This window comes from Terriglobales bacterium, from assembly GCA_035561515.1.
In the GTDB taxonomy this organism is placed as follows: domain Bacteria; phylum Acidobacteriota; class Terriglobia; order Terriglobales; family Acidobacteriaceae; genus DATMXP01.
The window spans coordinates 96,758-121,001 of the sequence record DATMXP010000052.1; the positions used below are offsets into that span (position 1 = coordinate 96,758).

Genomic DNA, 24,244 nt, shown 5'->3' on the forward strand with positions numbered 1-24,244 from the left:
GCCAGGTCGGAGGAGCAGAACTTATTTAGGTGGTGCGGACGGGACGCGTGACCATGTCGCGCATCTGCGTCAGCAGGCTCGACCACTGCATGCCGTTCAGCTTGGCGATGTACGGCACCATCTCGGCGATGAACTCGTCGGCCATCAACTCACGGATTTCCCGCTCACGCGAGCATGCTCCGCTCAACAGTTCGGGCACCGTGACTTCCAGCGCTGTCGCCAGCCTTTCCAGTGAAGACAGCGTTGGTGTAGCCTTTTCGTTCTCAATCTTGGAGACGTATGTGCGAGGTACGCGCATACGAAGTGCGAGCTGACGTTGGCTCAATCCGGAGCGTTGGCGCAACGCACGAATTGACATCGCAACCTGCAGGTGTCCGCCGCGATGTTCGTTGGCGACAGGCTGCGGCGCAACTACTGGCGTCGGCTCTGGCTCAGGTTCTTCATCCAAAGGGGTGTGGCATTTGCGGCAAGTACCGCTCATGGTGCGAAATTGCACCAGCAAACACCGATCACATCTCACCACTTCCCGGGAATCAACGGGTGCGAGAGTCGTGGCCATGCAGGTTGTGGAAGATGCCAGAGCGGGCACCTACTACTGGGCAAATAAATTGTCCCAATGTCTGAGCAATTTGCGGCATCGGCAGGTATAGTGTCAAGCAAAATATCGGTGAAAACGTCAAAATGTCATTACGAAACCGGAAGATACCGGAAGTTATCCAGCGAAAGTTCGGAGAAAACCAGTGATCAATCGTGAATCTGCGTGGAGTTTACTAACTGAATACACCCCCTCGGAAAGTCTCCGAAAACATGCTAGGGCGGTCGAGGCTTGCATGCGGGCTTACGCCCGGAAGTATGGCGAAGACGAAGAGAAGTGGGGACTCACCGGATTGCTGCACGACTTTGATTACGAGCGCTGGCCTTCGGCGGAAGACCATCCGTTTCGGGGCCATGAGATCCTCACGCAGCTTGGCTATCCTGAAGACATTCGGCGCGCCATCCTCAGCCACGCCGACTATTCCGGGGTGTCGCGCGATTCCTTGATGGAAAAAACTCTCTACGCCTGCGACGAACTTGCCGGACTGATTACGGCCGCAGCGCTGGTGAAGCCGAACAAATCCATCGCCGAAGTCGATGCACCCTCTGTCCGGCGCAAGATGAAAGACAAGGCCTTCGCGCGCAGCGTCAACCGCCAGGACATCATCAATGGTGCTGCCGATCTCGGTGTGGACCTGAACGAACACATCACGTTCTGCATCGAGGCCATGAAGGGAATCGCCACGGATTTAGGGTTGGCAGGAGCTCAGGCCGGTTCGGCTTCGTGACCGAGGTGGCGAGTACCTGCGTGGTATTCTCGTGAGGTCATTTCCCTGAGAGTGTCGCTTCGTGAGCCTGTTTTCATCATTGAATCGCCTGCGTGGCCGCAAACTGTTCGACGAACGAGTCGAGCACATCGAGCAGGTTGTTCAGTTGCCGCCATTTACTCCGGAGATTGCTGCCGCGGTTCAGTTGATTGCCACGCGGATCACGGTAAAGGCCGATGAGGAATCGCGCCTGCTGGCGCAGAAGGAAGCGAATGCGGCTTCGCTGAAGGAGTACGAGGCCCTCGCCCCGGTATTCGCGAAAAAGAAAAAGCCGCGTAAGGTGCTCGAAATCGGGCCCGGCTTTGGGCGTTCCGTTATTTATTTCGGCAAGAAAGGTGTGTGGGACGACACCGCCGAAATTCATCTTTACGACACGAACGGTACTCAGACCAAGTACAAGCAGAAGTTCTATGACACGCCACCGAAGTGGCCGGACGTCTCTTCGTTCTGTGGGCACTTGCCGCTGCTAAAACAGGTGCTGGAGTACAACGGCATCCACAACTTCCACGTCCACGATGCCGCCACGATGCCGCTGACGCAGCTTCCCGGCCCGTACGATTTCATCTATGGCTTCTACAGCGTGGGCTTCCATTGGTCGCTGGACTTCTATCTGGACGAGATCGATCCGCTGCTTCACGAGCGCGGACTGCTCGTCTGCACGCTGAACAAGCACTTCCGACCCTTCTCAAGGCTGGCGAACTATTCCACCCGCGTGGTCGAATGCCCGGAGATCAAGAAGAACGCGTCACCCTTGCGCTTGCTGCTACTCAGCAAGCGCGACTTACCCGATGTTGGCCTTCCAGTGGCGAAGGTCTACCGCTGATTACTTCAGCGACTCGGCCACTCTTCCGCTGGCGATCACGTCTGCAACCTTCGCAATATCGCCCGACAGAATGCGGTCATGCTTGACCATCGGCGATACTGACCGGATCGCCTCATACGCTGCCTGCCCGCGCTTGCTTGGCTTCAGCGGAAGCAGGAAGTCAATGGCCTGGGCGGCAGCCATGGCCTCGATCGCTACTACGTAGCGGGTGTTCTCGATGACCTTCTTCAGCTTCACCGCAGCCGCCATGCCCATGGATACGTAGTCTTCCTTATTGCCACTCGTCGTGATCGAATCCACCGATGATGGATGCGCCAACACCTTGTTCTCGCTTGCCAGGGCTGCGGCCGTGACCTGGATCATCATGAATCCGGAATTCAGGCCGGCCTCTCCGGCCAAAAACGGCGGAAGACCTTCATTCAAACTCGGGTTCACGAGCCTCTCGACTCGCCGCTCGCTGATTCCGGCCAGAGCGCTCAACGCAATCGCCAGGAAATCCAGCGCAAAGGCGATCGGTTCGCCGTGAAAGTTTCCACCTGAGATTACGTCACCCGTGATCGACTGGTCTTTCGCTCCAACTTGCTTGGGAGCAGGGAAAACCAGCGGGTTATCGACGGCGGAGTTCATCTCAATTTCAAAGGTACGACGGCAGTGAGCGAGCGTATCGCGGACTGCTCCATGAACCTGTGGGATGCAGCGCAGCGAGTAGGCATCCTGCACACGCTTGCAGTCCGGACCACGATGCGACTCACGAATAGCGCTGCCTTCGAGCAGCTTACGGATGTTCGCGGCAGTGTGAATTTGTCCAGCATGAGGACGCGCGCGGTGGATCCGCTCGTCCATGGCGACATCGGTGCCACGCAGTGCATCGAGCGTGAGCGCGGCGATTACGTCGGCGGAATTTACCATCGTCTCGGTCGCCAGCAGCGCGAGGCAGCCGACCGCCAGCATCGCCTGTGTGCCGTTGATGAGCGAGATAGCCTCTTTTGCTTCCAGCACCAGTGCCTTAATGCCTGCATGCTTCAGTGCCGTGGCGGCGGTTACGCGACGCGCCGGTGGATCACCCGCGCGCCGTGGTTTCTTGCCGCTGGAATGCCACGCCTCACCTTCTCCGATCAGGACCAAAGCCAAATGAGACAGGGGAGCCAGGTCACCGCTCGCTCCAACCGACCCTTGCGCCGGTATCACCGGATGCACGCCGCGGTTCAGCATCTCGCAGAGTGTGTCGATAACAATCGGCCGCACGCCGCTGTTGCCCTTCGCCAGCGAGTTCGCGCGAAGAAGAATCATGGCGCGAGTTTCGGCTTCGCTCAGCGGTTCGCCAACGCCCACGGCATGCGAGCGCAGCAGGTTCACCTGCAATTCGCGGCTCTGCTCGGGAGAGATGCGAACATCGCTCAGCTTGCCTACCCCGGTGGTAATCGCGTAGGCCACCTTGTTGGTGGCGAGAATGTCATCCACCACCGCGCGGGCGCGTTCCACGGCGATGCGTGCATCAGGTGCCAACAGCACCGGACGCTTCTGATAAACAACTTCTTTAAGATCTTCGAGGGTGAGGTCGTTACCGGTAAGATGAAGTGCTTTCATAAGAAGCCGCCAATCTGGGGAAAATAACTGGCTAGTCTACCAGTTCGGCTTCTCAGAACTCGATTACAGGCTCGCCACCACCGCCGCGCGGAACGGCACAAGGTACTTCTCCGGCAAGTTTTTTCGCTGAAGGTCGTCGCCGACAACGATATGCGTCGTCTCGCCTTCCGCGAGCACCGAACCGTCAGAGGCGCGCACCACCTCGTACCCGAAGTGCAGCATCCAGCTGCGGACGTTTTTCAAGTGCGTGCGAATAATCAGCTCGTCGTCGTAGAGCGCCGGCGCTTTGTAACGGACCTTCAGGTCCACGACTGCAATATGGCAGTGGTCTTCGGCTTCCATTTCCTTGTAGGTGAAGCCAATTTGCCGCAGTAGCTCAACTCGACCCACCTCAAACCAGATCACGTAATTCGAGTGATACACCACGCGCATCTGGTCGGTCTCGGCATACCGTACGCGTATCCGCGCTTCGCCAACGTAAGGAGTCTTCGTCATTGACCCGACCACCGTGGCTTACGTTTTTCGAGGAACGACGAGATTCCTTCCCGGAAGTCGCCGGTTGTGCGGCTGCGTGCATTTTCGTCGATGGCTGCGGATATCTGCCGATTGAGCTCTTCGAATCCGAATCCGGAAATCAGACGCTTGGTCGCGACCAGCGAAAGCGGACTGTTCTCCAGCAATGTCGCGGCGACTTCCTGCACGCGAGGCATCAGCCGTTCCGGCTCGACGACTTCGTTCACCAGCCCAAAACGATACGCTTCGTGCGCGTCGAAGATGCGCCCGGTAAGCAGCAGATCGCGTGCGTGCTTCTCGCCGACTTGCCGCACGAGGAAGCTTGAGACGATCGCCGGCACGAACCCGATGCGCACTTCCGTGTAGCCGAACTTCGCTTCCGTCGAAGCAATCGTGATATCGCACATCGTCGCCAGCCCAGTCCCACCGGCGATGGCAGCCCCATTGACCGCAGCTATGGTCGGCCTGGGGAACTCGTATACCGACCGGAACAGTCGCGCCATCGTTTGCGTGTCGCGCACGTTCTCTTCGTGCGTCCGCCCGAGCAGCGCCTTCAGGTTCTCGAGATCAATTCCGCCGGAAAACGCTTTGCCGGCACCGGTGATGATGAGCACCAGCGCTTCAGAGCTCTCTACCTCGTCCAGCGCATTCAGGACTTCCTCCACCAGCTCGAAGCTGATGGCATTGCGCTTCTCCGGACGATTTAGCGTGATTGTGGCAACGCGATTGTCGTAAGTGAGTGTGATGGTGTTGTACGGCATGTGAACGAGAAATTATAGACGTTTGACCCACGGAGACACAGAGGCAGAGAGATTTAAGCTTTGAGAAACTGAACCTCCGGAACTCTGTGCCTCTGTGGTGAAAACGATTTACCGGAACATCCGCAGGTCAAACTCGAAAGGTTCAGGCTTCTCGAATTTCACGCGCGCAAACTCCCGATGAGCGGGATTCAGCAGCAGGTTCCATTCTCCACGAATTGCGGCCGAAGGAACGAGTAGCGCGACGGTCAGGCCTTCGCGCACCCAGGCGTCGCCAATCTTTCGCAGCGATTCCTCTCGTGATCGCCTCCAGTTTGCGGGCAAGCTTTCCAGCGCCACCTTCAAGACCTCGAGGCTATCGGGAATTTCGCCGGCAACGGACACCAGGTCCTTCGGACGCAGGTTCGGCTCAAGGTTTACGAACGTCTCAATCGCGGCGAGGGCAAGGGAAGTGGAGGCATAAACAACCGATACGCCGCGGCTGTTCCATCGGCCTCCGAACAGACGGGCGCCTTCCCCGGTCGCCGCGTCTGCGGCAAACCGCTGACGACAAATCCGCCAGAAGCGCATCAGCTATATACGCCGTAAGCGATACGGCCCAGGACGTCTTCCACTTCGCGGGCGCCAAGGTCTGTGTCCAGTTGGTCAAACGGCTTCTCGCCACCAAGCGCACGGTTCGGCGTGCGAAGCCACTCGGAAGCCTTCTCCTCGTCGCCGATCTTCTCCACGGCACTTGCGTAGACGCGGGCAAAACGCACGGTACGGTCGGACTCGGCTGCCGTAAGACGTGAATGGTGACTCAGGCGGCGCGTTAGCGTCCTTTGCGGAATGCCAAGCTTGCGCGACAGCACGCTCTGTCCAACGTTCATACGCTCAGCAAGCGCGCTGATCGAGTGAGCCGGCAGTCCTTCTCGAACGAGGTCCGCGAGATCGTTCGACTTCTTAACCGTCTTCCCGAGTACCTTGCGGCCTCCGAGTACGTCGGCAATGGCTTGGGTTTCCATGTGGCCTCTTGGCTATATAGATTAGGCCAAGTGGCTTGAAGTTGCAAAGCCTATTTCGCGAACTTCGACGAGATGTCGGAAGTCATCGCTAGCACGCTCTCCAGCGGCTTCCGGATCGGCACCTGAATGCCGCGCTCGTTGAACGCTGCAAGCATGCGTTCCGTCGGGATATTTCCGACCAGCGTGTCCTGCGCGAAGGGGCATCCGCCCAACCCGCCAATGGCCGAGTCGAACCGGCGGCATCCGGCGTCATAGGCGGCGAGCACCTTGGCCGCGGCTTCGTCGGGACGGCTGTGCAGGTGGCACCCGATCTCGAGGTAGTCAAAGCGGGCGTTCACGGCGGCAAAGACGTCGGCGATCTGCTGCGGCGATGCAACACCAACGGTATCCGCCAGCGAGATCTGGTGGATGTCCATCGACTCGAGCAGTTCCACGGCGTTCACCACCTCGTCCACATTCCACAAATCGCCATACGGGTTGCCGAATGCCATCGAGATGTAAACGACGACGTCGAGTCCAGCCTCGTCCGCCTTCTTCTCGATTTTCTCCAGCTCTTCGACCGCGTCTTCCAGCGATTGCTTCTGATTATTGTCAAGAAACGTCGGCGAAATCGAGTAAGGGAAGCCAACGGTCTTCACCGCTTCGGTCGCAATCGCTCTCTCCACGCCTTTCTCGTTGACGACAATGCCGATGATCTCGACATCATCGGGCGGATCGAGTTGCTTCAGCACCTCTTCCGAGTCCGACATCTGTGGCACGGCCTTCGGAGAAACGAACGACACGGCGTCAATGTGCTTGAACCCGGTGCCAATGAGAGCGCGCAGGTACTGGACTTTGACGTCAGTGGGAATTTGGCCCTTGAGGCCCTGCCAGGCATCGCGAGGACATTCAACCAGTTTGATCGGGTCATTTGACGATCGGGTCATCGGGCCATTTCTCTCCTCCGGTGAATCGCACGCTTATCAACCGGCAAAAGATTCGATGCTGCAAACAGCACCACGAACCATACCGCAACCCAGAACAACAGGCTCACTCCGATGTTGCCGTCCGAAATCGCAGCCCCACCCACCGGCCAACTGTAGAAACGCGACAGGCCGTGCACTCGCGCCAGTCTGATTCCGAGAAACATGTATGTTAGCGAAGCTGCGGGGAGCGCCAGTAGCAATGATCCTATTGCCCGCCATAATCGCACTCGCTTGTACTGACCAGAGGCGAAGAGCAGTATGAAACCCACTGTGACGCAAGCGCCTATGAGAATGGGAAGTAGCGCCGTCATCTTACGTCTGCAGCACTCCCACGCTGAACTTCGGCACCTCGGGGTTTAGCGTCGCAGCCGTTAGTGCCGCGATAATCGCGTCGCGCGTGTCCAGAGGATCAATGATGGCGTCCAGCCATAGCCGTGCCGCGCCGTAACGCGGGTTCATCTGCTGGTCGTAGGTGTTCTTCACTTCGTCGTAAAGTTTCTTGCGATCGGTTTCGCTGAGCTTGTGGCCATTGCGTTCCAATTGCTTGATCTTGATTTCCACCAGCGTTCCCGCCGCCGACTCGCCACTCATCACCGAGTAGCGCGCCGTTGGCCACGCGAAGATGAAGCGCGGATCGTAGGCCTTGCCGCACATAGCATAATGCCCGGCGCCGAACGAACCGCCGATGATGACTGCGATCTTCGGCACCACTGAATTCGAGACGGCATTCACCATCTTCGCGCCGGCTTTGATAATGCCGCTCCACTCTGCGTCGCGTCCGACCATGAAGCCGTTCACGTCGTGCAGGAAGACCAGCGGCACCAGGTTCTGGTTGCAGTCCATGATGAAGCGCGAAGCCTTTTCTGCCGACTCGGTGTAGATCACGCGCCCGAACTCCACGCGCTTGTGGCCCTGCTCATCCGTCTGGTGCTGGTGCGCGGCCTGGTTCGCTACGATTCCAACCGCATGGCCGCCGATGCGCGCGAATCCGCAGATCAGCGTCTTGCCGTATTCGGCCCTGTACTCATCGAAACGCGAGCCGTCCACAATGCGCGCGACGATCTCCTTCATGTCGTACGGCTGCGTGGGATTCGATTGGTAGATTCCATATAGTTCTTCCGGCGCGTACAACGGCGGATCGACCTTGTTGATGTGATCGAATGGTGCCCGTGGACGCGCACCCATCTTCTCCACCAGAGAGCGAATCCGTTTCAGGCACGATTCGTCGTTTGGTTCGTGGTAGTCCACGGTGCCGCTGATCGCCGAGTGCATCTCCGCGCCGCCCAGTTCTTCGGCGGAAACTTTCTGTCCGATCGCCGCTTGTACCAACGCCGGTCCGGCAAGAAACAGACCGCTGCCGTCGGTCATCAGTACGTGGTCGCACATCACCGGCAGATATCCGCCGCCGGCTACGCACATGCCCATGATGGCTGCGATCTGCGGAATGCCCTTCGCCGACATCACGGCGTTGTTGCGGAAGACGCGGCCAAAGTCATCGGTATCGGGGAAGACATCTTCCTGCAGCGGCAGGAACACGCCTGCCGAGTCCACCAGGTAAATCGTGGGGATGTGGTTGTCGATGGCAATGTTCTGCGCACGAATCACTTTCTTGGCCGTCATCGGAAAGAACGCGCCGGCTTTTACCGTCGCGTCATTGGCGATGATCATGAATGTGCGGCCATGGATTTTGCCAAGCCCTGTAATCACCCCAGCGCACGGAGCGCCGCCCCATTCCTCATACATCCCGAATGCCGCATAAAGCCCAAGCTCAAATAATTCGGTGCCGGGATCCAGCAGCAGGTTCAGGCGCTCGCGGGCAGTCAACCGCTTCTTCTGATGCTGGGATTCGATGGCCTTCTTTCCTCCGCCGAGAACGAGTTGCTCTTCCTCGTTTCGGAGCTGATAGACAAGGTCGGCCATGGCGCGCATGTTCTTTTCGAAGCGCTGCGACGTGGGATCAATTTTGCTGGGGAGAACGTTGCTGGAAGTGGCGGTTTCGCTCATATAAGGATTCCGTATGAAATCGAACCAACTAGGGTATAGGAGCGGGACAAGAACGGCTAGTGGGCTGCCGCACGGAACTTCGTGACAGCACAATGCGTATCATCAGGCAGAGGCACTCGCATGCTCACATTCATCTTGTGGTGCATTCTATTCGTGATCTGCTGGCCGCTGGCGCTGCTCGCGATCTTGCTGTACCCGCTGGTTTGGCTGTTTCTGCTGCCGTTCCGGTTGTTGGGAATTGCGGTGGAAGGCGCGTTGAAACTTGTTTGGGCCGTAGTGACGTTGCCCGCTCGCCTCCTGGGTGCGCCGGGCCGGCTTTAGAGATGCTTCTTCAGGAACGCCAGTGTTTTCTGTGCCGCGTCCACCATCGTTAGCCCGGAGAAGAAATGCCCCACAGCGGGGTAGATCTTCATCTCGTACGCGCTGTTTGTCTTCTTGAGCAGAGCTTCCACCTTGTGCGCCTCCGCGACAGGAACGATGTTGTCCACCTCGCCATGCAGTATGAGCGTGGGCGGCATCTGCGCACATTGAGCGGCAAGCTCTTCCGGAAGTCCTCCGCAGAATTCCACGACTGCCTTCACCCGCGGATCGCGCGATCCGACTGACAACGCCAGATATCCCCCGAGCGAAAATCCAATCAGGCCTACGCGGTCTTTCTGCACTTGCGACAGAGTTCCCACATAGGTCATCGCGTCGCTGATCGTTTCCATCCACGGGACGAAGTTCTCAAGAATAGTGGGTTGCGTTGCGTAGCTCGTATCGGTGCGCTCGAAGTAATGCAGGAGGAACACTGCGTATCCGCTGGCGGCGAGCATACGTGCAGGCTGGTCCGAGAATGATTCGCGCATGCCGCCGGAACCATGCAGTGCGATGACAGCAGGGAACTGTTTCTCGGCAAGAGGCAAAAAGCGATCGATGCGGATCTGCTTATTGTCACTCAGAAATGAGTCGGTAGTTTTCTGGACCTGGTGCTGTGAAAGGATGGCGCTAAGAGAGTTTAAGAATGACATGATGCCCGTTAGATGCAGCACGCGATTGCTCGTCGCTTGTCTGTGCTGCGAGTACCCAGCTTCTTCCGTGCGTTCGACACGGATTTAATCACGGATTTAATAGTGATATCGGGCTTGTAGGAAGTCGATCCGGTTTTCAGATATGCGATATACCAGACGATGTTCCTGAGTGATCCGCCTCGACCAGCATCCGGCTAACACGAACTTGAGCGGTTCAGGTTTGCCGACGCCATCGAACGGATCTTTGATCGCTGCTTCAACCAGTTCGAGTATACGGAGAGCAGTCTTGCGATCCGTTTTTACCCAATAACTCAAATCCTGGCGGAACTCGGGATGAAATACAGCATGACGATCAACCTGCTTCGCCAAGTCCCATCTCCCGGCGAAGTTTCTCAATCGACTCTGGCTTAACCTGCTTCTTAGTGGCGCGTGCTAATGCCGTAAGCAGCCGTTGGGCGTTCTTGGGCGAACGCAACAGGTGCGCAGTCTCGATAAGGCTTTCAAGTTCATCTGCCGGGATGAGCGCCACGTCCTTTGCGCCCCGGCGCCGAACGATAACGATCTCCTGATGGTCGGTGACATCGTCGAGCACGGACGCGAGTCGCTCTCGCAAACTGGTATATGTGGTTTCAATCGGCACCGTAAACTCCTACATATAATGTACAGGAAACCTGTACATTACGTCCACCGACAGCGGCCGTTGGCTACACCCCAATGGCAACGACCTCCAGCTTCTTCAGCGACTCCCCAAATGGCGCCTTTGCCACGCCACGTTCCGTGATAATTGCCGTCACATACTGATTCGGCGTCACGTCGAACGCCGGATTCTCGATACGAACTCCATCCGGTGTCATCTGCTTGCCGGCGATGTGCGTCACTTCCTTCGATGAGCGTTGCTCGATCGGGATTTTGCTGCCATCGGGCGTTTCCATGTCGATGGTGCTCCACGGTGCTGCAACGTAGAAGGGAATTCCATGTTCTTTCGCGAGCACGGCAACCGTGTAGGTCCCGATCTTGTTGGCAACATCACCGTTCGCGGCTATGCGGTCGGCGCCAACGATGACAGCTCCAATCTTTCCCTGGCGCATCATCGCGCCCGCCATGTTGTCGGAGATGACAGTTGTCGGAATGCCGTCCTTGGTCAACTCCCATGCCGTCAATCGCGAACCCTGTAAAAACGGACGCGTCTCATCCGCATACACATTGATCTTCTTGCCCGCTTCCACCGCCGCGCGAATGACACCTAGCGCGGTTCCGTACCCGCACGTCGCCAGCGCACCGGCATTGCAATGCGTAAGCACGCCGCCGGAGGAGGGAAGCAGTACGGCCCCGTTTCGGCCCATCGCTTCGTTTGCGGCGATGTCTTCCACATACATGCGCTGTGCCTCGGTGATCATCGCCTGCTTGATCTGTGGGACCGGTAACTCGCTCACTTGCTCGAACCGTTCCTGCATTCGCTTGATCGCCCAGAACAGGTTCACCGCGGTCGGACGGGTTTCCCCCATCGTTTCGCAGATCTGGTCAAACTGGCGGCGCAACTCGGCGACGTGGTCACCTTCCGCATAGCGCACGCCAAGCGCGATTCCCATGGCCGCGGCGACGCCGATCGCCGGGGCTCCCCGTACGATCATGTCGCGGATAGCCGTGGCTACGTCTTCGTAATCCTTGCAGGTTACGTAAATCTCTTCCGTAGGAAGCTTCGTCTGGTCGATAAAGCGAACGCCGTCGTCCGTCCATTCAAGGGTCTTGATCATAGGTAAGTTCTTCAGTTTGTTCCCAATTTCAGTTTACCAGTCGCCGTTGAATCAGCTCGAACATATACTCCGGAGTAATTGGTACTCTTTTGTGCGATAACTACTAAGTAATTTATGCACTGTTACCAAAGCTGTAACTAACGATAGGTTCCGCAACTCTCTGTAAGGGGAAAACATCCATTAAAATGAGGAGAACTGGACAGACATCCGAGGAAAATCATGTTTTGAGCGGTTTTCCCGATTGATTTCTGTGCAGGAGTTTACATACTGTTCGCGGCCCATCCCTCACCAGCGGCGCAACCCGAACATTCGATTCGGGTTAGTGTCTGCAGGAGTGCGGCGGTGGCGAAAGTAAATACCATTTTGGGACCTGGGATGCACAACGGTTCACGCCTCATTCGTCTGCTGTTCGTTGTTACGCTGGCCGCCGTACTTCTTATGCCGGCCGAGGCCGCCACTGTCTCTAACCGTTATTCGAAATCGAAGTCGCAATCTATTTCGGAATCTTCCCGCACGAAGAAGAAGTTGTCGCAATCGCGGCACAGCCGTCCGGTTGCGAAATCCGCCACCAAGCGCAAAAAGTCCAGACGCTCAGTTCGCAAGCGCCGTTACTACGAGCACTTCACGGGCAATTCGTACGCCGATAACCAGACGCAAAACGACATCATCTCCGGTGAAGATCCGATCGTGCGTCAGGCTGCCATCGATGCCTTGGGCAACATGAATGGAACCATTGTCGCCGTCGATCCTGGTACGGGTCGCATCCTGGCAATGGTGAACCAGGACCTTGCTCTTGCCGAAGGCGCAACACCCTGCTCGACTATCAAACTTTCAGTCGCGCTCGCAGCCCTGAACGAAGGCATCATCACCAAGGACACAAAGATCAACCTGGGCCGCGGCTACAAGATGAACCTTACCGACGCGCTGGCCCACTCGAACAATACTTACTTCGAAATTCTCGGCAGGCGGATGGGCTTCGAGAAGGTCGCAAACTACGCGCGCCAGTTCGGACTCGGTGAACTGGCAGGCTGGAACATTACCGGCGAACATCTCGGTGTGTACCCGACCGAAGAACTGGATCCGAAGCTCGGTGGCGTTGGCAAGATGTGCTCTTTTGGCGAGAGCATCAACATGACGCCATTGCAGCTCGCGGCTCTGACGTCTGCCATCGCCAATGGCGGGACACTGTATTACCTACAGCATCCGCAGACGCCGGAAGAAGTCGCGAATTTCCGGCCCCGCGTGAAGCGCCACCTCGATATCGCCGCTTCCATCCCGTCCATTCTCGATGGAATGTCTGGCGCCGTTCATTACGGCACCGCCCGCAGCGTGCGTTACAGCTTTAGCGAAGAAGAGATTCTCGGGAAGACCGGCACGTGCTCGAAAGACGGCACGCGCTTCGGATGGTTCGCCTCTTACGCGAACACGCAGTATGGCAAGATCGTCGTTGTCATCTTCCTGAAAGGCGGACGCCCGACGTTCGGCCCGAAAGCCGCTGAACTGTCCGGCAAGTTGTATCGCGCACTCTACGACCAGAACTTCTTTGCTGTGAAACCGGCGACCGACCGTACCGGCACCATCGGCGCTTCGCAATAACCACCTTTACACACGAAGGCCTCCCAGCACGGGAGGCCTTTTTGTTCGCTTATTGGCGGACCAGCAATTGCCCTTGCGGGTCGCGGAATGTGAATACCTCGTCGCCTTTGGTGATCTGGCGCGCCATCAGTCCATCGTGGCCGCGGAATCGTACTGGAGCCCCCCGGACCTCGATTTTGTCTCCGTCGTTGAATTTCCATTTCATGCTGCGCATTACGCGCGCCGGCGCCAGGTGCACTTCATACGATTTGTCTGCGGTCTTCAGCAGGATGTGCGATCCCAATTCTCCATCGCTTGCGGGGCACGCGAACTCATCGTGCTGAGCGACAATGCCGGCGATCGTGGTCTCCTTGGCAGGATCGTATGCCATCACGTCGGATGTAAAACGCACGCCGAAGACGAGCAGCAACGCCACGACGACCAGCACTGCGGCAAGTATTCCGAAGAAAATACTGAATGGTTTCACGGCAGACCTCCAGAGAAGAAGTTCCGGGCTTTGTGATACAGACCTGGCAGCAGAACGGGCCAGTGGAAGGCGATTTGAAGGGCCGGAAAGCACGGTATATCCTCCCGGTTATCTCCAAAGTAAATCCCTGTGACACGCAGTGCAGTGATGGGTGAAGCACGGGATGGTGACAAATCCGTTTCTGGCACACTGACGCAAATCTGCTACACTCGCCCTGATGATGATCCACTCCACTTCTGACGTGGAGGGCAGTAGTGTCCCGCTTGCGAAATTGGGGAATTCGACTGCTCTTTATCCTGTCCATCCTTGGGCCAGGATTCATCACCGCCAACGTCGATAACGACGCGGGTGGCATCTACACTTACGCCTCCGCTGGCGCAAAGTTCGGCTATTCGCTGCTCTGGACAGTCCTTCCCGTCATGGTCGTCCTGACCTTTGCCCAGGAAATTGCCGCCCGCATGGGTGTGGTCACCGGAAAAGGACTGGGAGAGCTCATCCGTGAAGAATACGGACTCCGCATCGCGTTCCTGCTCATGAGCGCCCTCGTGCTCTGCAATCTCGGCAACGTGCTCTCCGAGTTCGCCGGCGTCGCCAGCAGTATGGAGCTGTTCGGTGTCAGCAAATATGTTTCCGTTCCGATTGCAGCCGTGATCGTTTGGTCCGCAGTCGTGTTCGGCGATTACGGCAAGCTCGAAAAAATTTTCGTCTTTCTCTCGTTCCTTTATATCGCCTACATCATCACGGCGGTCATCGCGCAACCGAACTGGGCCGTAGCCGCTCGCCAGACCTTGAGTGTTCCCCGCCTCTCGCAGCTTTCAGACTCCGCCTATCTCTATCTCTCCGTCGGAATCATTGGCGCCACCATTGCGCCCTGGCAGCAGTTTTATCTACAGGCATCTGTCGTGGACAAAGGCACACGCCTGCGCGACCTAAAGTATTCGCAGATCGACTCCGTCGTCGGATCGGTCTTCTCCGTCGTCGTCGCGGGTTTTATCGTGATCGCCTGCGCTGCCACTCTCTACCTCCATGGATTCCGCGAGATTCACGATGCCACCGACGCCGCCCAGGCGCTGAAGCCCCTTGCCGGCAAATATGCTTACATCCTCTTCTCAGTCGGATTGCTGAATGCTTCGCTATTTGCGGCGTCTATCCTGCCGCTCTCCACGGCCTACACCGTCTCGGAGGCACTTGGTTTCGAGTCAGGATTGAACAAGAAGTTCCGCGAGGCACCCATCTTCTACGGGCTGTACACCGTTCTGATCGCTCTGGGAGCAGCGGTCATCCTGATTCCGGATTTTCCACTGGTAAAGGTCGCGGTGCTGTCGCAGGTGCTGAACGGAGTTCTGTTGCCGTTCGTGTTGGTATTCATGCTCCTGCTGGTGAACAAGACCGACCTGATGGGGAAGTACAGGAACTCGCGCGTCTATAACGTGCTCGCCTGGACGTTGACGGTCATCCTCACCGCTCTAACGACATTCATGCTGTTCCGGCAGTAGGGAACTACTGCTTTTTCGAGAAGAAGTGTGCGAGTGCCTGTCCGGTGTACGACTTCTTCACCTTCGCGACCTGCTCCGGCGTACCTTGGGCAACGACTCTTCCGCCATCCTCGCCGCCCTCCGGCCCGAGGTCAATGATCCAGTCGGCATTGCGAATCACGTCGAGATTATGCTCGATGATGATGATCGAGTTCCCAAGATCCGTCAGCCGATGCAGGACGTCCAGCAACTTACGGACATCGTCGAAGTGCAGCCCGGTCGTGGGTTCGTCGAGAAGATAAAGCGTGCGGCCAGTCTGGCGCTTGCTCAGTTCCCGCGCCAACTTGATGCGCTGAGCTTCACCACCTGAGAGCGTCACCGCAGACTGTCCTAGATGGATGTACCCCAACCCGACGTCGACCAGCGTCTGCAGTCTCTGCCGCACCTGGGGGAAGTTCTCGAGCACGGGCAGTGCGTCGGAAACCGGCAGTTCCAGCACATCCGCGATCGAATACCCGTTGTACTTCACCGCCAACGTCTCGTGGTTGTAGCGCTTGCCGCCGCAGACTTCGCACAAAACGTAAACATCTGGCAGGAAGTTCATCTCAATGCGGCGCTGGCCTTCGCCCTGGCAGGCCTCACAGCGTCCACCCGGAACGTTGAACGAGAACCGTCCCGCCTTGTATCCGCGCTCGCGCGCTTCCGGCAGCATCGCAAACAGGTCGCGGATATGCGTAAACACGCCGGTGTAGGTCGCCGGATTTGAGCGTGGGGTGCGCCCAATCGGCGACTGGTCAATCTGTATCACCTTGTCGACCTGCTCAATGCCCGAGATCGACTTGTGCGCTCCGGGTTCCTCGCGCGAACGATAGAGCTGCTTCGCCAGTGCGCGGTAGAGAATGTCGTTCACGAGCGTGCTCTTGCCCGAACCGCTGACGCCCGTTACTACCGTCATCACACCCAGAGGGAAGGTGACGTCCACGTGCTTCAAATTGTTTTCGGTAGCGCCCAGTACCGCGATGGCGTTTCCGTTCGCATGGCGTCGTTCCGGTCGCATCTCGATCTGCGTCGCGCCGGAAATGTACTGCCCGGTGAGCGACTCAGGGCTTTGCATGATCTGCGCCGGCGTTCCCGAAGCTACGAGCGCACCACCGTGGCGTCCCGCGCCCGGTCCAAGGTCGATGACGTAATCAGCCCGACGAATTGTCTCTTCATCGTGCTCCACCACGAGCACCGTATTGCCGAGGTCCCGCAGCGATTCCAGCGATTGCAACAGCCGCTCATTATCGCGATGGTGAAGGCCAATCGAAGGTTCATCGAGTACATACAACACGCCGCGCAGTTTCGACCCGATTTGTGTAGCCAACCGGATCCGTTGGCCTTCGCCGCCTGAAAGCGTCGCCGCCGAGCGATCCAGCGAGATGTACCCCAGTCCGACGGTATTCAGGAAACCCAATCTCTCTGCGACTTCGCGAACGATGCGTCCGGCTATTTGTTCTTCGCGGTCATTCAGAGTGACCTTCGCCACTGCTTCCACGGCTCGCGATACCGGCAACGCGGTGAAGTCCGCGATCGACATCCCGTTCACCTTCACCGCCAGGCTCTCCGGACGCAACCGCTTCCCATGGCACACCGGACACTGCGTCGCCGACATGTAATTCATCAGCCATTCGCGATAGCCTTCGGAAGCCGTGTCTTCCATGTTCTGCTTCAAATAAGCGAGGACGCCCTTGAACCCGGTCCTACGGTCGCCCTTCTCCGGACCATAAAGTAAAAGGTTCTGCTCGTTTTGCGGCAGTTTCTCGAATGGCGTACTTAGGTCGATGTCGTGTGCGGACGCCGCAATCTTCACCATGTGCAGCAGGTTCGTCGAAGCGGAACCCGGCCCGAGCGCGCCGTCCAGCAGCGGCTTCGACCAATCCAAAATCACTTTGGCCGGGTCGAAGTCGTATTTGCTCCCAAGCCCGTGGCATTCCGGACACGCGCCATACACGCTGTTAAATGAAAACGAGCGCGGCTCAAGTTGCGGCACGTTGATGCCGCACTGCGGACATGCCAGCCTTTCGCTGAACATGTACTCCTCGCCGCCCACAATCACCACCTGTACCAGACCGCCGCCCAGTTTCATCGCCAGCGCAACCGACTGCTCCAGTCGTCTTTCAATGCCCGGCTTCACCAGCAGGCGGTCGATCACCACTTCGATCGTGTGGTTCTTCCGCTTGTCGAGACGGACCTCTTCTTCCAGGTTCACCAGTTCGCCATCGACTCGGGCGCGCGTGAATCCATGCTGGACCAGTTTCTCCATCTCCTGCTTGAACTCGCCCTTGCGGCCACGCACGATCGGCGACAGGATCATCACCCGGTCTTCCGGCTTCAGCGCCATCACGCGCTCCACGATCTGGTCTGCCGACTGCCGCGAAATCGCTTTTCCGCACTGCGGACAATGCGGCACGCCGATCGAGGAATAAAGCAGGCGCAAATAGTCGTAGATTTCGGTGATCGTACCGACCGTGGAACGAGGGCTGCGGCTGGTAGTCTTCTGTTCGATGGAGATCGATGGGCTCAGGCCGTCAATAGCATCCACGTCCGGCCGCTCCATCTGGTCGAGAAACTGGCGGGCGTAGGCGGATAGGGTTTCTACGTAGCGGCGCTGGCCTTCGGCGTAGATGGTGTCAAATGCGAGCGAAGACTTACCCGACCCGCTGAGTCCCGTAATCACCGTGAGCGTATTCCGGGGTATTTCGACGTCGATGTTTTTCAGGTTGTGTTGGCGCGCGCCGCGCACCGTAATCTTCGAAATACCCATGACAAACCAGGACCTGGGTGCCGTTTCGGAATAGCCCAATGCGGGAAGGTATTAGCACTTCCGAGAGTGCATAGTCCCTAGAAAGTCCGCCGGGGATAAGGCACAGTTCTACTTCCGTATCTTAATTGTCACTGGCGAACAGGGTCAAACCACCGCAAAGTGCTTCGAGCAGAGGACAGCGTGAAATTATTGGGCCCGTGGCCAGTGATAAAGAGATCCGAACCGGGCAAAGAGCAGGCCATCATCGTTTCTATGCGGCTTTCCAATGATGCTTTCGGGAATGAAGCGGAAGCCCGGCATCTAACTCGTTTGGAAGAGCAATTGGAAGAGCAGTTGAAAGAGGCGGGATCCGGTGAATGGGACGGCCACGAAACCGGTGGAGGCTACCACAAGATCTTCCTCTATGGCCCGTGTGCGGATCGCCTGGCTGACTCAGTACTACCCATTTTGCTCGCTTATGACGCGCTGCCCGGGTCCTACATGGTGAAGCGCTTCGGCGAAGTGGGTGCCGAAGAGCAGTACATCTGGCTTGGGTCGGACCAAAGAGCATGACGGAACATTGTTGCGAATTGTTACAACGGGCGGTGGACGGAGGCGCGATCTTGAACGAACCGCTCCAGCGGATGCATGGACGCATTCTCAACGAGATCGACTCAGATTATGCGGCCCGCTCACCCGAAGATCGGCCCAATCTATACCCCATGAATTTCTGTCCGTTTTGCGGACGGGCTATCTCGCGGACCGTATGGAACGCGGAAAAGAAGAAATAAAACCAGGCGGAATAAACCTGGTTAGCAGTTTCGGACGAAAACGGGCCTAACATCCAGATGCGCTTAGAGACGCATCGAACAGGACGGATTACGGTGAACCATTTGGCTACGGCTCTGATTCTTATATTGACCATCACACTGGGAATGACCTTCGGAGTTGTTTCCGGATATCTCATCATCACAGGCGTACTGGGCGTCTTCGCGCGAAAGCCAAAAACCGAAAAGGCATCTCTCGCTCCCGCTACACAGGGCATCGCTGGCGACTGATCAGCCCTCCCCAAATCAAAAGGCCCGATTCTATGCGGTCGGGCCTTTTCTATTTTCAGCGCTCTTCAGATTACCGAGGCGTTCTCTCCGGGCGTTGCGGCACATCCTGCCCTTGCTGTTGCATGCGCTGCAGTTCCTGCAGCAATTGTTCCGGTGTTTTAGGTCCGCCTCGCTCTCGACCCGGCACATTGCCTGCCTCATCCGGTGGACCCGGCTGGTAAATCTCCTGGCCTGGTGGTGGCTGTTCCTGCTGGCCCATCTCGTTAACGTTGCCCTCATCTTCCACGAACACATCTTCTGGCGGCTGGTAGTTCGTCTGCTGTGCCGGCTGGAAACTCGGCTGGTTCGTCGCGACATTGGTGTTGCCCATATTCGCTCCACCAACTCCGCGGTTTGTCAGTATCACCCGCGCCAGCGCCGCCTGGTTCTGGGGTGACCCCACGATGATGTAGTCAAACTTTGAGCCTTCCAGTAACTGCTGCATTATGTCGCGTGGCTGACCGGGACCGAGATGCACCACTACGCGCTCCGAACTTACTCCGGGTGGAACCTCAAGCGCTGCTCCCGTCGCCCTGCGTACGCCGTTAAGTACGTCTCCGAGCGTGGAGTTCTCCGCCGTAATCGACAGCATCCCGTTCTGATATGTGATCCTGGGTGCTGTGGCCGGCATCTGCTCCGGCGTTAAAGGGACGGGCGGCGGAGCGGGTTGTTGTTCCTGTACGGGCGGAGGTGCTGTCTTTTGAGCTGCCTTCTTCTGCTTTGGAGTGGCTCCAAGAGCCGATCCCAGCAGCGTCAGAAGTACGATCAACACTGCAATTTGTTTCATTTTCTGCCTCGTCCCGTACCGCGATTCTACACCCATTTGTCCCACGACTAAGGAACGTAACTTGACGCCCGGCTTGCGTTGTTCAAACATCGGAACTGGCTAAGTTGGCATCCAATTCAAAGCAGCGGAAAACGCGAAGCAAATGAACATGAAAAGCCTTCATCAAGTCAGGATTTCCTGGGTTTTGATTCTGATGTTCGCCTGCGTCATGGCAACCCCCGTCATCGCGGAGGAGTGCAGGGTCGGCTCTGAAATCGACACCGCCACTCGCACTGCTATCGAAAACGCGGCCCAGCGCTACTATCAGGCCGCTGCGGCGGGCAACACAGCAGACCTGCAACAGAACTCCATTCCTGCCGTTTCTTCCGATTTTGCCGGTATTCAAGCGGCAATCAATGAGAACAAGGACAATTTCGGCACCGGTTCCAGCATCCGTGGCATCTACCAGCTCGATGCGCAAGGGAATGCTCCCTTGAAGCGTGCCGAATTCTACTGTGGCATCATGAATTCGCCCAACTACGTTGGGTTTGCCATCCCCAACCTGCCTCCCGGCAACTACGCACTTGCCATGCTCGATGCCCAGGGCGGCAAGAATCCCATTACCGTCTCATTCGTCCTGCAACAGGTTGGCGCCCAATGGAAGATCGGCGGCGTTTACATCCGTCCGACCGCAATCAATGGACACGACAGCAAGTGGTATATAGCCCAGGCCCAGCAGTACAAAGCTAAAGGCCAGAACCTGAACGCCTGGTTCTATTACCTGACCGCATGGGACCTTGCTGCCCCGGTCCGCTTCATGGGAACCAAGGCGCTGGATCGCATCGCTGACGAAATGCAATCCGTTCGTCCACAGAATCCAATTTCGCCGCAGTCGCCCGTGGATCTTTCCTTCAATGGCAAAAGCTACAAGGTCACGGACTTGTTCCCGGTCCCTCTCACCGACGGACTTGGGCTGGTCGTGAAGTTCCAGGTCCCGGATGTTTCGAACACGGCCGCTGCCTACGCCGATAACGTTAGCGTCATGAAGGCCCTGCTCAACCAGTACCCCGAACTCCGTGAGGCGTTCGTGAGTATCGTGGCGCGGGCGGTTGCACCAAGCGGAAACGACTATGGCACCTTGCTGTCGATGAAAGACATAAAGTAGTTCACTGGATATACAAGAAGGGCACGGACTCGCTCCGTGCCCTTTGTCAGCTGTTTGCTTTTTCTACCGTTGTCCCAGGCTGGCTGATTCAGTCGCCGTTCTTTTGAGCGGAGGCTCCTTCACTCCCAAGCCAGCGGCTACCGCAAACAATCGGTCGCTCTCTTGAATGTTTCTTTCCACCCCACGCCCGAGACGGTAAAGAACCGCAAGATTGTAGATTGACTGCGCGAGGCCGTGCTCAGCAGCCCTGCCGAACCAGTAGACGGCTTTCTGCCCGTCGGGAGCGAGCCCAAATCCCCCGCGATCGTAGAGGAAGCCCAGGTTATTCTCGGCGAGGACCGATCCACGCTCCGCCGCCTTCAGGTTCCACTCAGCCGCAAGCGCGTAATCTCTTGGCGTGCCCTTTCCGTTCGTGTAGGCCCACGCTAGGCACTCCAATGCAGCCAGGTCTCCCTTCGACGCGGCACGCTGGAACAATTCGAACCCTTTCGCCTCGTCCGCCTCCACGCCCCGTCCATACATGTACTGCTTCCCCAGGGCTGAGAACGCAGGATAGTAACTCTTCTTTACCGCGCGGGAATACCAGTCCACCGCCGCCTGCTGGCTCTCCTTAACACCGCGGCCTGACGCGAACATAACGCCTACGTTCATCTCTGCCGGAGCAAATCCGGAACTCGCTGCTCGCAGAAACCACCGGAACGCCTCCGCGTCGTCCTGGGTCACGCCTCGACCTTCGGCATACATCCCGCCAAGACGATTCTGCGCAAACGCATCCCCGCTGTTCGCCGCACGCCGATACCACTTTGCCGCCTGCTCGTCCTTATGCGCGCATTGGAAAAATTTGGCGAGTTCCAGTTGTGCCTGAACGTCGCCGTCCTCGGCTTGTTTTTCAAGACCCTTCTGCGCTTTTGTGAACTCCTCACAGCCATTCTCAGCAGCAGCAGTCAACGCGACCAATAGCAGGCAAGCGACTACAGAACCGAATCGCAATCTCATTGGTGTCCGCCTTGAAGGAATGCCATTGCTCACCCCTGAAGAGCAATGAATGGCTCGACACAGTAGTCTTGTCCCTGAAAATTGTCAATCGGTAACAGAAGGGTATCGCCTCGCCCCAATCCGACCGGACTCGGCGACCTGGGCCTAGCGTGAGATGTTGATTATCGAAACCCTACTCAAGTGCCTCAGGCTGCCTCTTCCTTCGGCACCGGCACCACCTTCTCGAACACGCACTCTTTGGGATCCTTATCGAATCGCAACCCTTCGAACACCGGCGCCCTCATCTTGATCGCGCCGCTCTGTCCCTCGTGCGTCCACTCCGTAAACTTGATCTCCGCCACCAACTCAGGTTTCACCCAATGCGGTTTCCGGGTCGCCTCGACCTTCCCATGAAATGGACTTTTGTTCGTTTCAAGCTGATGAAGCCGCTTCCACATCTCCGCGTGCGACGCCGCGTTGAACCCGCTGCCCGCGTGACCCACATGGATCAACCGGCCCTTGTCGTCGTAAAGCCCAAGTATCAACGATCCAAAATTCTCGCGGCTGCCCCTGGGATCCGTATACCCGCCGATCACGCACTCCTGGCGCTTGGTGATTTTCATCTTCAGCCATTCGCGCGTCCGCTTTTGCACGTAACAACTTCTCCGGCGCTTCGCGATGATCCCTTCCAGCGCCTTCTGTTTCGCTGCCTCATATAACTTCTCGCCCTCGGCCACGAAATGGTCCGAGTACTTAAGGATCTCGCTCTCCCTGATAACCTGCTTCAACAACTCTTTTCGCTGCTCCAGATCAACCCGCATCAGGTTGTAGCCGTCCAGATACAGCAGGTCGAACACGTAATACAGCACCGGAATCTCCGTATTCGGACGCGACCTCTTCACCCCCGACCGTATCCCCGCCCGCTGCTGCATCAGCGAAAACGATGGCCGCCCCTCCTCGTCGAACGCCACGATTTCTCCATCCAGCACCGCGTGTTTCCCCTTTACCAGCTTCGGCAGTTCACGCAGCTCCGGATACAGCGACGTCATCTCATTCTGGTTGCGCGACACCAGTCGCACCTCGCCATCCTCAATGAACGCTACCGCCCGATAGCCATCCCACTTGATTTCATACAGCCACTCATCCGACGAGAACGCCTTCTCCGTCAGGGTCGCCAGCATCGGTTGAATGACTCTCGGCATGTCACCCTTCTGCACGCCTTTTAATTCCGCCACGTTCAAATCCCCGGGGGCTTCATCCACGTCGGGTGTGGGCGAGGGTCGCATCTTAGACTTTGTCCTCGGTTTTCGACCCTGTATGTCTTTGTGTTTGTGCGTCTCTGTGGTTGTTTTTCTATCCGCCTTCTTCACCGCGTCCGCCAACCACGAATCTTTCGCCTTCTTCGGCGACGCCTTCCGGTTCGACTCCCATTCCGCCGAACCCTCATCCTCTGCGATCCGCTTCAGCGACCGCTTCGTCAACACCGACCAGTCCAGTTTGTCGACATCAAAGCCCGGCTTCACCGCTTCGTCTTTCTTCTTGATCAGCAGCCATTCGTTGCCCTTTGACCCCGGACGCCGCGCCTTCATGTGCGCCAGCACAAACTCGCCCTTCAGCTTCTTCCCGTTCAGTCGAAACTTCAGGTCGCCCTTCTTCAGCATCTCGCTCGCATTGCCGAGTGGTTCCCACGTGCCGGTGTCCCACACCATCACCGTGCCCGCGCCGTAGTTTCCCTCCGGGATGATCCCCTCGAAATGGAAGTACGACACCGGATGGTCTTCCACCATCATTGCCAGCCGCTTGTCCGCCGGGTTGAGCGACGGCCCCTTCGGTACCGCCCACGACTTCAACACACCCTCCATCTCCAACCGGAAGTCGTAATGCAAGTGCGACGCATGATGCTTCTGCACCACGAACCTGCGCTGCGACTTCTTCTCCACCTTCGGCGGAGGCTCAGGCGTCTCCTGGAACCGGCGTTTGCGCTTGTACTCTTCGAGTGCCACGTAAGGTTAGTTTCGCCTTTCGTACTGCGAGTTTGTTCCTATCTCGGGAATATTCGTGCCAGAACGGGAATTCGGCGGTTCAATCCGGGAAGATTTTGTTCCATTTTGGGATGGAGCCTAACCACGAAGTTACTCAA

General features: G+C 57.4%; 25 protein-coding genes. 8 read left to right on the forward strand and 17 right to left on the reverse strand.

Going from position 1 to position 24,244, the window contains the following annotated elements:
- Nucleotides 1–25: 25 nt before the first annotated feature.
- A complete protein-coding gene (locus VN577_22490; GenBank protein ID HWR17615.1) occupies nucleotides 26–481 on the reverse strand; it encodes a helix-turn-helix transcriptional regulator in 456 nt (151 codons plus the stop codon).
- 259 nt (nucleotides 482–740) lie between these two features.
- On the opposite strand from VN577_22490, the gene VN577_22495 reads away from it, so the two are divergent.
- Both VN577_22495 and VN577_22500 read left to right on the forward strand, forming a co-directional pair.
- A complete protein-coding gene (locus VN577_22495) occupies nucleotides 741–1,322 on the forward strand; it encodes an HD domain-containing protein (protein HWR17616.1) in 582 nt (193 codons plus the stop codon).
- A gap of 61 nt (nucleotides 1,323–1,383) precedes the next feature.
- A complete protein-coding gene (locus VN577_22500) occupies nucleotides 1,384–2,184 on the forward strand; it encodes a hypothetical protein (GenBank protein ID HWR17617.1) in 801 nt (266 codons plus the stop codon).
- On the opposite strand, the gene hutH is transcribed toward VN577_22500, so the two are convergent.
- The 7 genes from hutH to VN577_22535 all read right to left on the reverse strand — a co-directional run bounded on the left by hutH (nucleotide 2,185) and on the right by VN577_22535 (nucleotide 9,015).
- The gene (gene hutH / locus VN577_22505; GenBank protein ID HWR17618.1) at nucleotides 2,185–3,771 is read right to left on the reverse strand and encodes a histidine ammonia-lyase; all 1,587 of its coding nucleotides are present in this window, start codon (nucleotides 3,769–3,771) and stop codon (nucleotides 2,185–2,187) included.
- A gap of 63 nt (nucleotides 3,772–3,834) precedes the next feature.
- On the reverse strand, nucleotides 3,835–4,266 hold the full coding sequence (locus VN577_22510; GenBank protein ID HWR17619.1) for a thioesterase family protein: 432 nt from the start codon (nucleotides 4,264–4,266) through the stop codon (nucleotides 3,835–3,837).
- Entirely contained in the window at nucleotides 4,263–5,045 is a 783-nt protein-coding gene (locus VN577_22515) for an enoyl-CoA hydratase-related protein (GenBank protein ID HWR17620.1), read from the reverse strand. The genes VN577_22510 and VN577_22515 overlap by 4 nt, the downstream gene beginning before the upstream one ends.
- Before the next feature lie 108 nt (nucleotides 5,046–5,153).
- Nucleotides 5,154–5,612 carry an RES family NAD+ phosphorylase gene (locus VN577_22520; protein ID HWR17621.1) on the reverse strand — a complete coding sequence of 153 codons (459 nt, stop codon included), beginning with the start codon at nucleotides 5,610–5,612 and terminating at the stop codon, nucleotides 5,154–5,156.
- The gene (locus VN577_22525; protein ID HWR17622.1) at nucleotides 5,612–6,046 is read right to left on the reverse strand and encodes an antitoxin Xre/MbcA/ParS toxin-binding domain-containing protein; all 435 of its coding nucleotides are present in this window, start codon (nucleotides 6,044–6,046) and stop codon (nucleotides 5,612–5,614) included. Before VN577_22525 ends, VN577_22520 begins: the two co-directional genes overlap by 1 nt.
- A gap of 50 nt (nucleotides 6,047–6,096) precedes the next feature.
- A complete protein-coding gene (locus VN577_22530; protein ID HWR17623.1) occupies nucleotides 6,097–6,972 on the reverse strand; it encodes a hydroxymethylglutaryl-CoA lyase in 876 nt (291 codons plus the stop codon).
- 351 nt (nucleotides 6,973–7,323) lie between these two features.
- Nucleotides 7,324–9,015, reverse strand: a complete 1,692-nt coding sequence (locus tag VN577_22535) for an acyl-CoA carboxylase subunit beta (GenBank protein ID HWR17624.1) — start codon at nucleotides 9,013–9,015, stop codon at nucleotides 7,324–7,326.
- A 120-nt stretch (nucleotides 9,016–9,135) separates the two neighbouring features.
- Between VN577_22535 and VN577_22540 the strand changes: the two genes are divergently transcribed.
- Entirely contained in the window at nucleotides 9,136–9,336 is a 201-nt protein-coding gene (locus VN577_22540; protein HWR17625.1) for a hypothetical protein, read from the forward strand.
- On the opposite strand, the gene VN577_22545 is transcribed toward VN577_22540, so the two are convergent.
- From VN577_22545 to mtnA, 4 genes are all read right to left on the reverse strand, one after another.
- Nucleotides 9,333–10,025: a dienelactone hydrolase family protein gene (locus VN577_22545; protein HWR17626.1), complete on the reverse strand. Its 693-nt coding sequence runs from the start codon at nucleotides 10,023–10,025 to the stop codon at nucleotides 9,333–9,335. The genes VN577_22540 and VN577_22545 overlap by 4 nt on opposite strands.
- A 96-nt stretch (nucleotides 10,026–10,121) precedes the next feature.
- Entirely contained in the window at nucleotides 10,122–10,394 is a 273-nt protein-coding gene (locus tag VN577_22550) for a Txe/YoeB family addiction module toxin (protein ID HWR17627.1), read from the reverse strand.
- Nucleotides 10,378–10,665, reverse strand: a complete 288-nt coding sequence (locus VN577_22555) for a type II toxin-antitoxin system prevent-host-death family antitoxin (protein HWR17628.1) — start codon at nucleotides 10,663–10,665, stop codon at nucleotides 10,378–10,380. The genes VN577_22550 and VN577_22555 overlap by 17 nt, the downstream gene beginning before the upstream one ends.
- Nucleotides 10,666–10,729: 64 nt before the next feature.
- Nucleotides 10,730–11,779 carry an S-methyl-5-thioribose-1-phosphate isomerase gene (mtnA, locus tag VN577_22560; protein ID HWR17629.1) on the reverse strand — a complete coding sequence of 350 codons (1,050 nt, stop codon included), beginning with the start codon at nucleotides 11,777–11,779 and terminating at the stop codon, nucleotides 10,730–10,732.
- A gap of 342 nt (nucleotides 11,780–12,121) precedes the next feature.
- Here mtnA and VN577_22565 point away from each other — a divergent pair, with 342 nt between their 5' ends.
- Nucleotides 12,122–13,375 carry a penicillin-binding transpeptidase domain-containing protein gene (locus VN577_22565; protein HWR17630.1) on the forward strand — a complete coding sequence of 418 codons (1,254 nt, stop codon included), beginning with the start codon at nucleotides 12,122–12,124 and terminating at the stop codon, nucleotides 13,373–13,375.
- Nucleotides 13,376–13,424: 49 nt separating this feature from the next.
- Here the strand turns inward: VN577_22565 and VN577_22570 are convergent, their stop codons facing one another.
- Nucleotides 13,425–13,841 (reverse strand): hypothetical protein, encoded by a 417-nt coding sequence (locus tag VN577_22570; GenBank protein HWR17631.1) that lies wholly within the window; start codon nucleotides 13,839–13,841, stop codon nucleotides 13,425–13,427.
- Nucleotides 13,842–14,095: 254 nt separating this feature from the next.
- On the opposite strand from VN577_22570, the gene VN577_22575 reads away from it, so the two are divergent.
- Nucleotides 14,096–15,337 carry an Nramp family divalent metal transporter gene (locus VN577_22575; GenBank protein HWR17632.1) on the forward strand — a complete coding sequence of 414 codons (1,242 nt, stop codon included), beginning with the start codon at nucleotides 14,096–14,098 and terminating at the stop codon, nucleotides 15,335–15,337.
- A 4-nt stretch (nucleotides 15,338–15,341) separates the two neighbouring features.
- Here VN577_22575 and uvrA read toward each other — a convergent pair whose 3' ends face one another.
- The gene (gene uvrA / locus VN577_22580) at nucleotides 15,342–18,122 is read right to left on the reverse strand and encodes an excinuclease ABC subunit UvrA (protein ID HWR17633.1); all 2,781 of its coding nucleotides are present in this window, start codon (nucleotides 18,120–18,122) and stop codon (nucleotides 15,342–15,344) included.
- 180 nt (nucleotides 18,123–18,302) lie between these two features.
- Between uvrA and VN577_22585 the strand changes: the two genes are divergently transcribed.
- Together VN577_22585 and VN577_22590 are read left to right on the forward strand one after the other, a co-directional pair.
- On the forward strand, nucleotides 18,303–18,674 hold the full coding sequence (locus VN577_22585) for a hypothetical protein (protein ID HWR17634.1): 372 nt from the start codon (nucleotides 18,303–18,305) through the stop codon (nucleotides 18,672–18,674).
- 320 nt (nucleotides 18,675–18,994) lie between these two features.
- Nucleotides 18,995–19,159, forward strand: coding sequence for a hypothetical protein (locus tag VN577_22590; protein ID HWR17635.1), 165 nt, complete (start codon nucleotides 18,995–18,997; stop codon nucleotides 19,157–19,159).
- Nucleotides 19,160–19,229: 70 nt separating this feature from the next.
- On the opposite strand, the gene VN577_22595 is transcribed toward VN577_22590, so the two are convergent.
- A complete protein-coding gene (locus VN577_22595; protein ID HWR17636.1) occupies nucleotides 19,230–19,985 on the reverse strand; it encodes a hypothetical protein in 756 nt (251 codons plus the stop codon).
- A gap of 148 nt (nucleotides 19,986–20,133) precedes the next feature.
- Between VN577_22595 and VN577_22600 the strand changes: the two genes are divergently transcribed.
- Nucleotides 20,134–21,129 (forward strand): hypothetical protein, encoded by a 996-nt coding sequence (locus VN577_22600; protein ID HWR17637.1) that lies wholly within the window; start codon nucleotides 20,134–20,136, stop codon nucleotides 21,127–21,129.
- Between the two features lie 63 nt (nucleotides 21,130–21,192).
- Here the strand turns inward: VN577_22600 and VN577_22605 are convergent, their stop codons facing one another.
- Nucleotides 21,193–22,125, reverse strand: a complete 933-nt coding sequence (locus VN577_22605; protein HWR17638.1) for a tetratricopeptide repeat protein — start codon at nucleotides 22,123–22,125, stop codon at nucleotides 21,193–21,195.
- A 185-nt stretch (nucleotides 22,126–22,310) separates the two neighbouring features.
- Nucleotides 22,311–24,107 carry a non-homologous end-joining DNA ligase gene (ligD, locus tag VN577_22610; GenBank protein HWR17639.1) on the reverse strand — a complete coding sequence of 599 codons (1,797 nt, stop codon included), beginning with the start codon at nucleotides 24,105–24,107 and terminating at the stop codon, nucleotides 22,311–22,313.
- Nucleotides 24,108–24,244: the final 137 nt, after the last annotated feature.